This window comes from Pseudomonas sp. P5_B3 (assembly GCF_056400405.1).
Window position 1 is genome coordinate 22,987 of the sequence record NZ_JBFULI010000053.1, and the last position, 16,734, is coordinate 39,720.

6 protein-coding genes are annotated in these 16,734 nt (G+C 59.8%); 5 read left to right on the forward strand and 1 reads right to left on the reverse strand.

Going from position 1 to position 16,734, the window contains the following annotated elements; all coding sequences use genetic code 11:
* The first annotated feature begins 479 nt into the window (after positions 1–479).
* The 5 genes from AC1DRN_RS24515 to AC1DRN_RS24535 all read left to right on the forward strand — a co-directional run bounded on the left by AC1DRN_RS24515 (position 480) and on the right by AC1DRN_RS24535 (position 16,468).
* The gene (locus tag AC1DRN_RS24515) at positions 480–11,120 is read left to right on the forward strand and encodes a peroxidase family protein (protein WP_477786827.1); all 10,641 of its coding nucleotides are present in this window, start codon (positions 480–482) and stop codon (positions 11,118–11,120) included.
* Between the two features lie 50 nt (positions 11,121–11,170).
* Positions 11,171–11,881 (forward strand): hypothetical protein, encoded by a 711-nt coding sequence (locus AC1DRN_RS24520; protein ID WP_317851127.1) that lies wholly within the window; start codon positions 11,171–11,173, stop codon positions 11,879–11,881.
* 605 nt (positions 11,882–12,486) lie between these two features.
* Positions 12,487–13,134, forward strand: coding sequence for a hypothetical protein (locus AC1DRN_RS24525; protein ID WP_223462317.1), 648 nt, complete (start codon positions 12,487–12,489; stop codon positions 13,132–13,134).
* A 267-nt stretch (positions 13,135–13,401) separates the two neighbouring features.
* On the forward strand, positions 13,402–15,441 hold the full coding sequence (locus AC1DRN_RS24530; RefSeq protein WP_223462316.1) for an NADPH-dependent 2,4-dienoyl-CoA reductase: 2,040 nt from the start codon (positions 13,402–13,404) through the stop codon (positions 15,439–15,441).
* A gap of 100 nt (positions 15,442–15,541) precedes the next feature.
* The gene (locus AC1DRN_RS24535; RefSeq protein WP_223462315.1) at positions 15,542–16,468 is read left to right on the forward strand and encodes a 1-aminocyclopropane-1-carboxylate deaminase/D-cysteine desulfhydrase; all 927 of its coding nucleotides are present in this window, start codon (positions 15,542–15,544) and stop codon (positions 16,466–16,468) included.
* A gap of 69 nt (positions 16,469–16,537) precedes the next feature.
* Here the strand turns inward: AC1DRN_RS24535 and AC1DRN_RS24540 are convergent.
* Positions 16,538–16,734, reverse strand: a 197-nt coding sequence (locus tag AC1DRN_RS24540; RefSeq protein ID WP_457265921.1) for an integrase core domain-containing protein, incomplete at its 5' end; no start/stop codon positions are given.

Genomic DNA, 16,734 nt, shown 5'->3' on the forward strand with positions numbered 1-16,734 from the left:
TACCTGCACTCAAATTCCTATATGTCTTTTAAAAACAGCTAGTTATGAATCCTAAAACCGGTCATCTGTTTTAACGACATAATATTGACAAAGACTTGCTATGGAACTTTAGTCTTAGTTATCGGGGGACCCGCCCGCTGAAGTTTGCCATCGCTTTGGCAATGCAAGGCGCGGTGACTTTCCCGAGAGGAGCCGATTCATGTCGATCATTTCGTGCTTTTGCAGAGGGAAGGTGGTGTCCAGGACGTTCGCCTTCACTTCCAGATTCCATGACCCGCCCAGGGCTCGAATCCGCTCTGCCTGATCGCCCGGCGAGCAATTCATTTCGCGAATTCCAGGCGCGTATCCCGGGTCCCGGGTAGCGCCAGAGCTCTCGCAAAAAAACATAAAAAACAAACTGCGCAAACCAGCACTTGACTTGGCGCGGGAGGATTTTCTCGTCCCGTGCCTTTACCCAGACAGATCGAGGGCAATCCAAAATGGCCAATTTCAGCAAGTCGGACCTGGAGTTCATCCTTAAGCAAATCTTTATCGCAGAAGCGAATGCCGACGGCACCAGCCTCATTGATTTGCTTCCCAACACTCAGGTGCCGTTCGGCCTGCGTACCGTCGATGGCAGCTTCAACAACCTGGTCACCGGCCAGAGCGAGTTTGGCGCTGCGGACAATGCTTTCCCGCGCCTGCTCGATCCCTCGTTTCTGGATGCATACGCCGGGACAGGGTCGGTGACCGATCCGCAACCACGGATCATCAGTAACCTGATCGTCGACCAGACCGCCAATAACCCGGCGGCCTATGCCGCAGCGTTCGACCCGGGACTGGACGGTGTACTCAACTTCGGCGTAGTGGGTGCGGGTAATGACGACGTACTCAAGCCTGGCGTACAGATAGTCACCAGCCCCGGGCTGGATGGCGTGTTCGGCACGGCCGATGACAAGGACGTGTTCTTCATGCCCAACGTGTCGCCGGACGTCGGCCTGACCGCCAGCTTCAACTCCTGGATGACCTTCTTCGGCCAGTTCTTCGACCACGGTCTCGACCTGGTCACCAAGAGCGCTACCGACTTCGTGTTTATTCCGCTGCAACCGGACGATCCGTTGTTCGTAGCGGGCAGCCCGACCAATTTCATGGTGCTGCCACGTGCGGTGCGTACCCCCGGCGCAGACGGAGTACTCGGCACTGCCGATGATGGCCAGCCCAACACCACCTCGCCGTTCGTCGACCAGAGCCAGACCTACAGCTCACACCCTTCGCATCAGGTGTTCCTGCGCGAGTACGTGCTCAATGCGGACGGCGATCCTGTTGCAACCGGACGCTTGATTACCAACCGCGATCTCGGCGCCGATGGCCTGTTCGGCACTGCCGATGATGGCAGCGGCGAAAATGGCGGCATGGCGACCTGGAAAGTGGTCAAGGCCCAGGCCCGTGACATTCTGGGCATCAACCTGACTGATGCCGATGTACATAACGTGCCATTGCTGGCAACCGATGCGTACGGCAACTTCATCCGCGGGCCGAACGGCATGCCGCAGGTGGTGATTCGCATCAGCAACGGTGCTGACGGCATCGCCGGGACGGCGGATGACGTCACTCAACTGGTCGAAGGCAACCGGGCAGCTCCCATCAGTCTGGCTAACGCCGTGAGTGCCGGGCATGGCTTCCTCGATGACATCGCCCACAATGCCGCGCCGGTCGTCGTCGGCGGGGTACTGCAGGCGGATGCCGACATCGCTGTCGGCAATGCGCAGCCCGTTGACGCGGGTGGCAACAACCTGACCTATGACAACGAACTGCTCGACGCCCACTACATTGCCGGCGACGGTCGGGTCAACGAGAACATTGGCCTGACCACCGTGCACCATGTGTTCCACTCCGAGCACAACCGCCTGGTCCAGCAAACCAAGGACACCCTCATAGCCGCCGGCGACCTGGCCTTCCTCAATGAGTGGCTGGCGGTCGACGTGGCCGCGATTCCGACTACACCCGCCGGGATTGCAGCGTTGGTGTGGGACGGCGAACGCCTGTTCCAGGCCGCCAAGTTCGGCACCGAGATGCAGTACCAACACTTGGTGTTCGAAGAGTTCGCGCGGACCATTCAGCCGCAGGTCGATGGGTTCCTTGCGCCCAGCGGCTATGACACCTCGATCAACCCGGCTATCCTCGCCGAGTTCGCCCACGTGGTGTACCGCTTCGGTCACTCGATGTTGACCGAGACCGTCGATCGCTTCGACCCGGCGTTCAATCCGCTCCTCACTAACCCGGCCAACCCGGACTCGCAACTGGGTCTGATCGCAGCCTTCCTCAACCCCCTGGCGTTCGCCGGCAGCGGGGTGACTGCGGACCAGGCGGCAGGGGCGATCATTCGCGGTGTGACCCGCCAGGTCGGCAACGAGATCGATGAGTTCGTCACCGAAGCGTTGCGCAACAACCTGCTCGGTCTGCCGCTCGATTTGCCGAGCCTGAACCTGGCGCGTGGTCGCGACACGGGCATCCCCACCTTGAATGAGGCGCGCCGTGAGTTCTACGCATCAACCGGCGACAGCCAACTCAAGCCGTACATCAGTTGGGTTGACCTGGCGGACAGCCTCAAGCACCCCGAGTCGCTGGTCAACTTCATTGCAGCCTTTGGTACGCATTCTTCGATCACGGCGGCGACCACGCTGGCAGACAAACGCGCTGCAGCCTTTGCGCTGGTATTCAATGTTGCGGGTTCGCCGGCTGATCGCCTGGACTTCCTCAACAGCACCGGAGCCTATGCCAACATAACGACGGCCGGCAGGGATGGGGTACTGGGTACTGCAGATGACCTGACAGGTGTGACGGTCACGGGTGTCGACGACATCGACTTCTGGGTCGGTGGCCTCGCCGAACAGAAGATGCCGTTCGGCGGCATGCTCGGCTCGACGTTCAACTTCGTGTTTGAAACCCAGATGGAGGCGTTGCAGAACGGCGACCGCTTCTACTACCTGTCGCGTACCGCGGGCCTGAACTTCGGCACTGAGCTTGAGAACAACTCCTTTGCCAAGCTGATCATGCTCAACACCGATGTCACCCACCTGGCGAACACCGTGTTCCTGACGCCGACGTTCACCCTCGAAGTGAATCAGGCCGCCCAGTTCACCGGCCTGGGCGTGGACAGCCGTGCCGATCCGACGGGCGGCATCATGATCAACGGCGTGGAAGTCGTGCCGCTGGTGATTCGCGACAACCCCGACACCGTGGGGCCGGACACCAATTATCTGCACTACACCGGTGAAGATCATATCGTCATGGGCGGCACTGCCGGCAATGACATCATCATTTCCGGTGACGGCGATGACACCATCTACGGCGACGCCGGCAACGACCGCCTCGAAGGCGGTGCCGGGAACGATGCGGTACTGGGCGGCGCGGGCGATGACATCATCAGCGACTCCTTCGGCGACAACCGTCTGGAAGGCAATGCCGGTAACGATGTGATTGTGGTTGGCAGCATGCTTGCTGCAGGCAACCTGATCCTGGGTGGCGATGGCCAGGACTTCATCATCACCACCGAAGACATCAGCACTACCTTCGGCGGTCAGGGTGACGACTTCATCCTCGGTGCCAAGACCAACCTGCCACCGACCGGCAACGAAGGTGATGACTGGATCGAGAAGGGTACCCAGGACGGTGCGCCTGGCGATAACTTCTCGCCGTTGCTCAATGACGATGTGATCGGCAACGACATCTTTACCGGTGGTGGCGGCTTCGACGAAATGATCGGCGAGGGTGGCGACGACATCTTTGTCGGCAGCGATGCCCAGGACAAGATGGACGGCATGTCCGGTTTCGACTGGGTCACCTACAAGAATGACAAGGTCGGCGTGACCGTTGACCTGAGCCTGGCCGCACTGGCGCAGCCACATGGTAACGCGCCAAACCAGAATGCCGGCATATTCAATCCGGTCGGTGCCTCGCCAGCCTCGATTCTTGACCGTTTTGCCGAGGTCGAAGGCTTGTCCGGTTCGAGTTTCGGCGATGTGCTCAAAGGCGATGATGTCGATGCGGTCACTATCATCAACCACGGTGGTACCACGGGCAGTGCGCTGACCAATGTCGCGTTGATCCGGGGACTGGACCAGTTCCTGGCCGATGCCGGTTTGCCGGTCACCGGCTTTGCCACTGGCAACATCATCCTCGGCGGCAATGGCAGTGACCTGATCGAAGGCCGCGGTGGCGATGATCTGATCGATGGCGACAAATGGATCAATGTCAGAATTGCCGTTTATGCCGCCGGTGACGTCAACCATACCGGCCCTGAGATCGCTACCTTCGACAGCATGGTCGATATGATTCCGTTCATGCTGGACGGTACCTTTAACCCGGGTCAACTCAAGGCCGTGCGGGAAATCATGCCCGGCACCTCGACGGGCGGGGCGGCCTTCGACACCGCCATCTACTCCGGGGTTCAGGGCGAGTATACGGTTACCGTTGACGACCGCGGCACGGCCGATTTGGCGGACGATGTCTATACAGTGATCGATAGTGTCGCGGGTCGCGACGGCACCGATACCCTGCTGCATATCGAACGCCTGCAATTCGCCGATGACCAGCTAGTTCTGGTGGATGGGCTCAATGCCCAACCGGTTGGCAGTCCTACCGTCACGGATGGAAACGGCGGAGCGATAACAGTGGGCGACACGCTGACTGTCAGCGTGGCCGGGGTGCGTGATGCCAACAACGTCGCGGCGGGTAATCCGCAGGGCTTGATCACCAACTCCTCGGTGTCCTACATCTGGCAATTCGAGGCAACTCCTGGCAGCGGCGTATTCGAGGACATCATCCTGTTGCCGGCTGGCGACCTGGCGTTCCAAAGCGCCGACGGTACCGCGTTCAAGGTCTCTCCTGACCTCGCCGGGTTGTCGTTGCGGGTCAAGGCGATCTATCAGGACGGTCATGGCACCACGGAGATCCTGTTCTCCACGCCGACGGCTGCCATCGTTGCCGGTGCACCGGTCACGCCAACGGCGCTGGTGCCTGTAGTCGATGCCACCGCGGGTGGCGCGGGCCTGCACATGGTCCGCTCCGACCTCAACTTCATTCTTGACCAGATCAAGATTGCCGAGGCTGATGCGGCCGGTCAGGACATCCTCTCGCTGATCCCGAATATCCGCGCGCCGTTGGGCCTGCGTGCGGTCGACGGGTCGAACAACAACCTGATGAACCTCAACGGCATTAACAACACCGAGTTTGGTGCCGCCGATAACGTCTTTCCGCGCTTGACCGATCCGGTCTTCAATCCGGCGGAAGGGGGAACGTCGTATGCGCAGAACAGCGGCCTTGTGATTGACTCGCAGCCACGCACCATCAGTAACCTGATCGTCGATCAGACAGCGAACAACCCGGCGGCCTATGCCACGGCTTTCAACCCGGGCCTGGACGGCGTGCTGAACTTCGGCGCGGTGGGTAACGACGACGTGCTCAAGGATGGCGTACAGATTGTCGCCAGCCCCGGCCTGGATGGTCAGTTCGGTACTGCCGATGATCACGATGTGTACTTTTTCGAGAACGTCGCGGCGGACGCGGGGTTGTCCGCGCCGTTCAACGCCTGGATGACCTTCTTCGGACAGTTCTTCGATCATGGTCTGGACCTGGTCACCAAAGGTGGTTCGGGCACCGTCTTCATTCCACTGCAACCGGATGATCCACTGTTTGTCCCTGGTAGCCCGACGAACTTCATGGTCCTGACCCGCGCGACCAACCTGCCAGGGGCGGATGGCATTCTTGGTACGGCCGACGACATCCATGAGCAAACCAACACCACCTCGCCGTTCGTGGACCAGAACCAGACCTATAGCTCGCACCCGTCGCATCAGGTGTTCTTGCGCGCTTATCAACTGACCGACACTGGCCCTATAGCGACTGGCAGGCTGATCACCAACCGTGATCTGGGCGCGGATGGCCAGTTTGGTACTGCGGACGACGTCGAAATCGGTGGCATGGCGACCTGGAAGGTAGTCAAGGCGCAAGCCCGTGACATTCTCGGCATCAACCTGACCGACGCCGACGTCGATAATGCCCCGCTGTTGGCGACAGACGCCTATGGCAATTTCATCAAGGGGCCGAACGGTTTCCCGATGGTGGTGATGAAGGGCGTTGACGGTCTTGGTGGCACGCCGGATGACGTCCTTGTCGAAGGCGATCCGCTTGCTCCCCTTGACCTGACCAATGCTGTGCGTACCGGTCACCAGTTCCTCGTCGACATCGCCCACAATGCAACACCGGTAATCGTCGGTGGGGTTCTGCTGGCGGATGCCGATACCGCTGTCGGTAATGCGCAGCCCGTTGACGCGGGCGGCAACAACCTGACCTATGACAACGAACTGCTCGACGCTCACTACATCGCTGGCGACGGCCGGGTCAACGAGAACATCGGCCTGACCGCGGTGCATGCGATCTTCCACTCCGAGCACAACCGGCTGGTTGCGCAGACCAAGGATACCGTGCTCGATTCGGGTGACGTGGCCTTCCTCAACGAGTGGCTGCTCAATCCGGTGGCCGCATTGCCAACCACCCAGGCCGAGTTCGATGCGCTGCAGTGGAATGGCGAGCGCTTGTTCCAGGCTGCCAAGTTCGGCACCGAAATGCAGTATCAGCACCTGGTGTTCGAGGAGTTTGCGCGGACCATCCAGCCCAGAGTCGACCTGTTCTTCGCACCGACCCAGGTCTATGACGTCGACCTCGATGCCTCGATCGTCGCCGAGTTCGCCCACACCGTGTACCGGTTTGGCCACTCGATGCTGACCGAGACCGTCGATCGCTTCGATATCAACTTCAACGTGGTGGGCGACGGCAATCCGAATGCCCTGGGCAATCAACAGACTGGCCTGATCGCAGCCTTCCTCAACCCGTTGGCGTACGCCGCCAGTGGCGTGTCGCCAGAGGATGCGACCAGTGCGATCATACGTGGGGTGACTCGGCAAGCCGGTAACGAAATCGACGAGTTCGTCACCGATGCGCTGCGCAGTAACCTGCTCGGCCTGCCGCTCGACCTGCCGGCGCTCAACCTCGCCCGTGGCCGCGACGTGGGGATTCCCTCACTCAATGCGATCCGCCGCGACATCTACAGCCAAACCGGTGATACCCAACTCAAGCCGTACACCAGCTGGGTCGATCTGGTGCAGTACCTCAAACATCCGGAGTCGTTGATCAACTTCATCGCGGCCTATGGCACGCATGACACGATCACAGGGGCGACCACGATGGAGGGCAAACGCGCTGCAGCCCTGGCGCTGGTCTTCGGTGGTGCGGGTGCACCGGCTGACCGCCTGGACTTCCTCAACAGCACCGGTGCCTTTGCCAACGTAACGCTGGCCGGCAAGGATGGGCTGCTGGGTACTGCCGACGACCTGAAGGGTGTGACGGTCACTGGCGTCGATGCCATCGACCTGTGGATCGGCGGCCTGGCCGAAGCGAAAACCCCGTTCGGCGGCATGCTCGGCTCGACCTTCAACTTCGTGTTCGAGAACCAGCTGGAAAAACTGCAGGACGGCGACCGCTTCTACTACCTGGAGCGTACCTCTGGCCTGTCGATGAATGCCGAACTTGAAAGCAACTCGTTCGCCAAGCTGATCATGGCCAACACCTCGGCCACGCACTTGCCTGGCCTGGTGTTCTCGGACCCAGGGCTCTACCTGGAAGTGGACCTGAGCAAGCAATACAACGATGGCCTGCTCGCCGCCGATCCGCTCGGCCCGAATGCCGGGCAGGTGGTATTCCGCGACAATCCGCTGACCGTGGGACTGGACACCAACTACATCCGGTACAACGGTGAAGAGCACATCGTGCTGGGTGGCACCGACAACGCAGACATCCTCATCTCCAGTGATGGCGATGACACGGTCTGGGGTGATGGCGGCAACGATCGCATCGATGGCGGTAACGGCAACGACCAGCTGCGCGGTGGCGTCGGCGACGACATCATCACCGACACCGGCGGCGACGATAACATCCAGGGTGGCGACGGCAACGACGTGCTGCACGGAGGCAACGGCATCAACCTGATCATTGGCGGGTTCGGCAGCGACTTCATCGTGACCGGTGAGGATGCCTCCGAAGCCATTGGTGGCCAGGGCAACGACTTCATCCTGGGCAGCAAAGCCAACGAACAGGACATGGGTAACGAAGGCGACGACTGGATCGAGAAGGGCACTTCGGATGGTGCCCCTGGCGACAACTTCGATCCGCTCGGCAACGACCCGGTGATCGGCCACGATGTATTCATCGGCGGTAACGAGAACGATAAGTTCAACGGCGAAGGCGGCGACGACATCATGGTCGGCAGTCTCGGCTTCGGTGACCGCTATATCGGCGGCTCCGGCTATGACTGGGCAACCTTCAAGGATCTCGCCCAGGGCGTGACCATCGATTACAGCGACCGCTTCTTCGATGTGCCACCGATGCCAGGTTCGGGCGCCTCGGCGCTGGTGCGTTTCGACATCATGGAAGGGCTGTCGGGTTCGTCCCACGGTGACTTCCTGCGCGGTGATAGCGAAGATGCGACATCGCTACCCACCGCGGGTGCAACCGGCAGTGTGCTGACCAACATCAGCCTGATCAACGGTCTGGCGGGCCTGTTGCCAGTTGGAGCGACGTTCTTCGACGGCGGTAACATCATCCTCGGTGGCAGCGGCAGTGACCTCATCGAAGGTCGCGGTGGTGACGACATCATCGACGGTGACAAGTGGCTGAACGTACGCATCAGCGTACGGGCGAACGCTGATGGCACTGGCGCGGAAATCGCTACGTTCGACAGCATGGCGCCGATGGTTCAGGCGATGCTCAATGGTACTTACAACCCGGGCCAGCTGGTCATCGTGCGGGAGATTCTGACCGGCACTGACAGCTTCGACACCGCGGTGTTCTCCGGTAATGCGTCGGAGTACACAGTCGCTGTCGATGGCAACGCCGTCGTCGTGACCGACCTGGTGGCCGGGCGTGATGGCGTCGATCGCCTGACGGGCATCGAGCGTCTGCAGTTCGCTGACCAGGCGCAGGCGTCCGGCGTTGGCACCGTCTTGAACAGTGGTCCTGTGGGGCGTCTGGCAATCCTCGATGCTGCCACCGGTGCGCGTACCGATACGTCTGTCGCCGGCCAACTGCTGCGCGTCAGCGACCAGTCGGTCCGCGACGCGGACAACGTGAGTGCAGCCAATCCGACCGGCGCGGTTACCGGTCCCGTGGCTTACTACTGGCAGGTCGAAAACGTTCCGGGTTCGGGCATCTTTGAAGACATCACCTTTTTCGCCGCTGGCGAGGTATCACGGTCGATCGGTGCCACCTATCTGGTCGCGGACGATGTCGCCGGTCTGAACATTCGCGTTCGGGCGGTGTATCAGGATGCCCAGGGTACGCTGGAGATCGTCGACTCGTCGGGGAACAACGCACCGACCGCAGGGCCGACCATCCTCGGGGTTGCGTTTCCGGACCAGGTGTTGACCGCCGACACGTCGTCCATCATCGACGTCGATGGCCTCAGCAATGCGCAGTTCACCTTCCAGTGGCAGGAGACCAACGGGGTCACCTTCGTCGACATCGTCGGAGCCACCGCCAGCACGTTCACGCTTGGCCAGGCTCAGGTCGGCGATCAGGTGCGCGTGGTGGTCAGTTACGTGGATGACTTCGGTGCGGCCGAAAGCATTGCGTCCGACGCTACGGCCCCGGTGGCCGCCGGTGTTGTGTTTGTCGGTACTGCCGGTGTCGACATATGGACCGGCACGTCAGGCGACGACATTGCCAGCGGAGGTGCTGGCAACGACATCCTGAACGGCTTGGGCGGCAACGACCTCCTCAATGGTGACGCGGGCAATGACATTCTCATCGGCGGTGTCGGTGCCGACACGATGGCCGGCGGTGATGGCAACGATGTCTACGAAGTCACCGACGCTGGGGACGTTGTGACCGAGCTCGCCGGTGGCGGCAGCGACGAGGTCTGGACCTCGCTCGCGAGCTACACCCTGAGTGCCAATGTCGAGAGTCTGTTTTTCGGCGRCAGCGGCAACTTCGCGGGTACCGGTAACGTGCTCGGCAATAATATCGCGGGTGGTGCGGGTAACGACGTCATCATCGGTGYCGGAGGTGCCGACACGATGGCCGGCGGTGGCGGCAGCGATATCTACGAAGTCACCGAGGTTGGAGACGTGGTGATCGAGCTCGCCGGTGCCGGCAACGACACGGTCTGGACCTCGCTCGCAAGCTACACCCTGGGYGCCAAYGTCGAGARTCTGTTTTTCGGCGGCAGCGGCAACTTCGCGGGCACCGGTAACGTGCTCGGCAATACGATCGCGGGCGGGGCGGGTAACGACGTCCTCATCGGTGCCGGAGGTGCCGACACGATGGCCGGCGGTGCTGGCAGCGATATCTACGAAGCCACCGACCTTGGGGACGTGGTGATCGAGCTCGCCGGTGCCGGCAACGACACGGTCTGGACCTCGCTCGCGAGCTACAGCCTGGGTGCCAACGTCGAGAATATGTTTTTCGGCGGCAGCGGCAACTTTGCGGGCTCCGGCAACGAGCTGGCCAACACGCTCGTGGGCGGTGCGGGTAACGACGTGCTCATCGGTGGCGCAGGTGCCGACACGATGGTCGGCGGTGCTGGCAACGATGTCTACGAAGTCACCGACCTTGGGGACGTGGTAGGCGAGAACGCCGGTGGCGGCAACGACACGGTCTGGACCTCGCTCGCGAGCTACACCCTGGGTGCCAACGTCGAAAGTCTGTTTTTCGGCGGCAGCGGCAACTTCGCGGGCACCGGCAACGCGCTCGGCAATAATATCGTGGGTGGTGCGGGTAACGACGTTCTCATCGGCGGTGGCGGTAATGACGTGATGAGTGGCGGCGTGGCCGGCAACGATACGTTCGTGTTTGCTGCCGCGGGTTTCGGCAACGATACGATCCTGAACTTCGGAGCGAATTTGGCCGCAGAGCAGGACTTGCTCAATGTCACGGGGATGGGGATCACCAGCGCGACGTTCGCTGCCAGCCTGACCATAACGGCAGACGGGGCGGACACGGTGGTGGGGATCGGAGCGGACTCCATCCGCCTTGTGGGTGTCAGCAGCGCGGCCGTTGATCAGACGGACTTCATTCTGGCCACTTGAGGTCCTGGTCAGTACTGTCGCAGGGAGCGTGGACCGCGGAGGGGAGGGCAATGGATGCCCTCCCTTTCTCCTTCCATTCAATTGCCCATCAGCTATCGGGGTGCCAGCAGCGTACTGGAACTCATCAAGGCAGGTTGGAACCGAACTGCGAAATCAAAGAAACAATGGAAAAAGGAAACCCGGCCTTGAACATTTCAGCCATCTGCCTCTTGAGCAGCCTATTGGTCGCGGTCGCGGCTTCTGCTACCGGGATCACTTCGGTCTTCGACCTGGGCTTCACCAGGTCAGCCACAGAAACGCTGAAAAAACTGGACATCAACGACGCTTTTATTATCGCCGTCTCAAGTCCTGCAGCGTTTACCTTCTGCCGCAATGGTTCGTCAACGCTCTGGAAGTATCAGGTGTTGGATCTAGAGCAACAGGTGGCGATGCAAATTGGCCCAAAGCGGTCTTCGACGGACTATCAACTCATTACCGTTGCGCAAGTCAATAGCATTGCCTGCGAACAGGATCACCTTGCACCCTTGGTTAAACCGCCTGTCAGGCGTGGACTTGTCCTCGGCCTGATCACCCTGTTTCTGCTAGTCGGCCTGCGATATACCTACCGCGCAATCATGGATTGCCGATATGACCAAACCGGGTTTTCGAAGCCAGGCTTGCAGCGCTTGAGCGAATCCCGATTACCGTACAATTCAACAGTCATGGCGTTGGCCGCATGGGGTATGGCGGCAGCTACGGCATTTGTTTACTTCGGGTTTTGAGCATGAGTGCAGGGACTTGGTTTACACCCTTATTGTTTAAGTTGATCCTGCGTTGCCATCTGCCTGAAAGGGTGGCCGAATCACCGTGGAATTCGCAGTCGGAGTTTGCTCTGGATGAGAGTTGCTCGCTATTGCGCATGTTATGGGATGTATAACAACTAGTGGATCCAATAAGCGATTATTGAAGTGCATGTAGTTAAGCAGGCCAGTTGTGGTGGGGCGTAGCGTGAAAGTTGTCTTGTTGCTATCGCTTCAGGCGCACTTGCGCAACGCACCGTTTGTCGGTGGGTTGCTCGAGAAATGAACATTGGAGCGTCTTCGCCCTCTGACTCCTAAGCACGTCAGTCATGACCTGCCCCTGAAATCGCAAAAAGAAGTGGAAGTTGAATCTCAAAAGCAGTGAATGCAAATGGGGGGTTTTATCTGAAACTCAGGGAGGTGATAAACAAACCGGTCATTGATTTGCCGAGCGGGTCAATGAGGTTAACAGTGCCGAGTCCATGATTTGGCTTATCTTTTAGAAGTAAGGTCGCACAGGATTTTTAATAAGTAAAAAACCTGTCAAGTAGTCGATCTGTACTGTCGAATAAGGTGGAGAAAATACCGTGGCGATAAATACAATAATGAGTCTGCTGGAAAATAAAGAATTTCTGGAGTTTTTTCGTCTGGGGGTTATTTACGTTCACTTGGTGGCGTGTTGTGTGGCCATTGGTTTGGTATTGACCAGTGATGTCGCTATGGTTAAAGACCTGTTAAGGCGCAAAGTAGTCACTGAGCATGATAATGCTCACATGGAAAGTCTTCAAAAGTCAGTCGTTGTTGCACTGATAGCACTGTGGGTAACGGGTGTCGCTGTCGTCGGTATTGATTACCTGGACAAAGGTCTCGATTACTTCATGAATCCAAAGCTTCAAGCCAAAGTCATTATTGTAGCGTTGCTGAGTTACAACGGTGTCTTGTTGCATCGTATGGTACTGCCGGCCCTGCAGAAGGCAGGCTCGTTGCTCAATCTCGGATTCAGTGCACGGATGCTGGCGTTGGCCTGCGGCTCATTGTCGGCAGTGTCCTGGATGTATGCCGCCATGCTGGGTGTCGGGCGCCCATTGGCCTGGAAGTATTCCCTTTCCGAACTGTTGATGGCTTATCCGGTACTGATTGTGCTCGGATTCCTGACGATGCTGGTGCTGACTCAGCGAGCGAAAAAACAGGACGACTACGTTGCGCCTCAGGGGATTGTCGCAAGCGCATGCTAAGCCGGTCATGCGCGTAAATCCTGCGGGCTTGTCCCGAGTCCGAAAGATGGCGACCTTCATGGTGCAGGTTTCAACCCGGACCTGCACCGCAAGGTCGTTTTTGTTTTGAGTCATTCCCGTTTGCCTAATGCTCCTGCTCATTTCGATCAATAAGTTGTCAGTTACGGTCATTGAGCACCAGCGGCGCGACTCTTAGTCTGTCGAACATGACTGATGGGGGCCATAGAGCTCCTGCACTTTCCGTGATCGCTCGATGTGGAGTTACCGATGACCGCCGCTCAATACCCGCACCTGTTGGCTCCGCTGGACCTGGGTTTCACCACACTGCGCAATCGCACCCTCATGGGGTCGATGCACACTGGCCTTGAAGAGAAACCGGGTGGTTTCGAGCGCATGGCGGCGTACTTTGCCGAACGTGCCCGTGGCGGTGTCGGCCTGATGGTCACTGGCGGTATCGGCCCGAACGATGAAGGCGGCGTGTATTCCGGCGCGGCCAAGCTGACCACCGAAGAAGAGGCGCTCAAGCACCGTATCGTCACCCGTGCCGTGCACGAGGCAGGCGGCAAGATCTGCATGCAGATCCTCCACGCGGGTCGCTATGCCTACAGCCCGAAACAGGTTGCGCCGAGCGCGATCCAGGCGCCGATCAACCCGTTCAAGCCCAGGGAGCTGGACGAGGAGGGCATCGAGAAGCAGATCAGCGATTTCGTCACCTGTTCGGTACTGGCACAAACCGCCGAGTACGACGGTGTGGAAATCATGGGTTCGGAAGGCTACTTCATCAACCAGTTCCTCGCCGCCCACACCAACCACCGTACCGACCGCTGGGGCGGCAGCTATGAAAACCGCATGCGCCTGCCGGTGGAAATCGTCCGTCGCGTGCGTGAAGCGGTCGGCCCGAACTTCATCATTATTTTCCGTCTGTCGATGCTTGACCTGGTCGAAGGCGGCAGCACCTGGGACGAGATCGTGCAACTGGCCAAGGCCATCGAGCAGGCCGGTGCGACCATCATCAACACTGGTGTCGGCTGGCACGAAGCGCGGATTCCAACCATCGCCACCAAAGTGCCGCGCGCGGCCTTCAGCAAGGTCACGGCCAAACTGCGGGGTTCGGTCAATATTCCGCTGATCACCACCAACCGCATCAACACGCCGCAAGTGGCCGAGCAGATCCTGGCCGAGGGTGATGCCGACATGGTGTCCATGGCGCGGCCGTTCCTCGCCGACCCGGATTTCGTCAACAAGGCCGCTGCAGGTCGCGCCGATGAAATCAACACCTGCATCGGTTGTAACCAGGCCTGCCTCGATCACACCTTCGGCGGCAAGCTGACCAGTTGCCTGGTCAATCCGCGTGCCTGCCACGAAACCGAACTCAATTACCTGCCCGTGCAGCAGCTGAAGAAAATCGCCGTGGTCGGTGCCGGCCCGGCCGGTTTGTCCGCCGCGACCGTGGCCGCCGAGCGTGGCCATCAGGTGACGCTATTCGATTCGGCCAGCGAAATCGGCGGTCAGTTCAACATCGCCAAGCGTGTTCCGGGCAAGGAAGAGTTCTTTGAGACCATTCGCTACTTCAACCGCAAGTTGCAGACCACCAACGTCGAGGTGTGCCTGAACACCCGCGTCGACGTGGCCAGACTGGTCGAAGGCGGCTACGACGAGATCATTCTGGCCACCGGCATTGCGCCGCGCGTGCCGGCCATTCCGGGGGTGGAAAACGCCAAGGTGCTGAGCTACCTGGACGTGATCCTGGAGCGCAAACCGGTCGGCAAGCGCGTCGCGGTGATTGGTGCCGGTGGTATCGGTTTCGACGTCTCCGAGTTCCTTGTGCATGAAGGCGTCGCCACCAGTCAGGATCGTGCCGCGTTCTGGAAGGAATGGGGCATCGATGCGCACCTTGAGGCACGCGGTGGTGTTGCCGGTATCAAGGCTGCGCCCCATGCGCCGGCACGCGAGGTGTTCCTGCTGCAACGCAAGACATCCAAGGTCGGTGACGGCCTGGGCAAGACCACCGGCTGGATTCATCGCACCGGTCTGAAGAACAAGCAGGTACAGATGCTCAACAGCGTTGAATACCTGAAGATCGACGACGAAGGCCTGCACATCCGCATCGGCGACAGCGGAGAGCCGCAGGTGCTGCCAGTGGACAACATCGTGATTTGCGCCGGTCAGGATCCGCTGCGCGAATTGCATGACGGTCTGGTGTCGGCGGGGCAGAGTGTGCACCTGATCGGCGGCGCGGATGTCGCGGCAGAGCTGGATGCCAAGCGGGCGATCAATCAGGGTTCGCGATTGGCGGCGCAGTTGTAATCCAGCTAATCAGGCTGTTCACAAAACCTGTGGTGAGGTGCTTGCCTCCTCACCACAAGTCAGCTGCTAAGATGCCGGGTCTTTCCAAAGATCCGGCATCATGCTTTCTCTTCCAGACAACTGGCTTCCTAAAGCCCCCCTCGAACTCCTCCACCTCGACTGGCTCACCCACGCCGACATCGAAGTGGCAATCCTGCGTCTGGACCAGATCGACCCGCTGATCAGCGGCAACAAATGGTTCAAACTCATCGAACACTTGAAGACCGCCGACCGTGTTGGTGCCGAAGGCCTCATCAGCCTGGGTGGAGCGCACTCCAATCACCTCCACGCGTTGGCGGCGGCGGGCAAGCGTTTCGGCTTTGCCACCGTTGGCCTGTTGCGCGGGCACCCTCAGGAAACTCCGACGGTCAAAGACTTGCAGGCGTTCGGCATGCAGTTGCACTGGCTGGGTTACGCAGGCTATCGAGCGAGGCATGAAGCGGGTTTCTGGCAACCCTGGCAAACCCGCTACCCGACGTTGCATCCGGTGCCTGAAGGGGGAGGCGGTTTGCCTGGCGCCCTGGGTTGCATGCAACTGCGGGCCAGCGTTTGCGCGCAACTGGAAGGATTGGGCTGGAGTGACTATGACGCCTGGTGGCTGGCCTGTGGAACCGGTACGACCCTGGCGGGCCTGGTGCTGGCCGAAGCGGGGGATCATCCGGTTTACGGTGCGCTGGCGGTGCCAGGCGATCATGGGGTGGCGCAGCAGGTCGAACGGATCGTGCAGGAAGCGGGTCTGATCGATGCGGTATATGAACTGGTCGAGGCCAGTCGCGGCGGTTTTGCCAAGGTCGATCCGCTGCTGATCGAGTTCATCGAGAAGACCGAACAGGCCAGCGGCATTCCCCTGGAACCGCTGTACACCGGCAAGGCACTCATGGCCCTCAAGCAACAAGTCGCCACGGGCAAGTTCACCCGGGGCACGCGGCTGATCTTCGTCCACACGGGCGGCTTGCAGGGGCAAAGGGGGTTCAATTCACAAACCTGAAAGTCACCGAAAACCAATGTGGGAGCGAGCTTGAACTGGTCAACTAATTTTGGACACCAGTTACGGTTTTCATGCCGCCAGTTTTTCCATAGCTACCGGTGAACGATAGCCGTTGTAGCTATGGAGCCTGACGTTGTTGTAACGCATCACGTAGCGTTGCACGTCTATGCGGGCTTCATGCTCAGAGTTGTAGCCATCTTCTGGCACCCACTCTGATTTAAGGCTCCCAAAGAAACGCTCCATCGGGGCGTTATCCCAGCACTCAC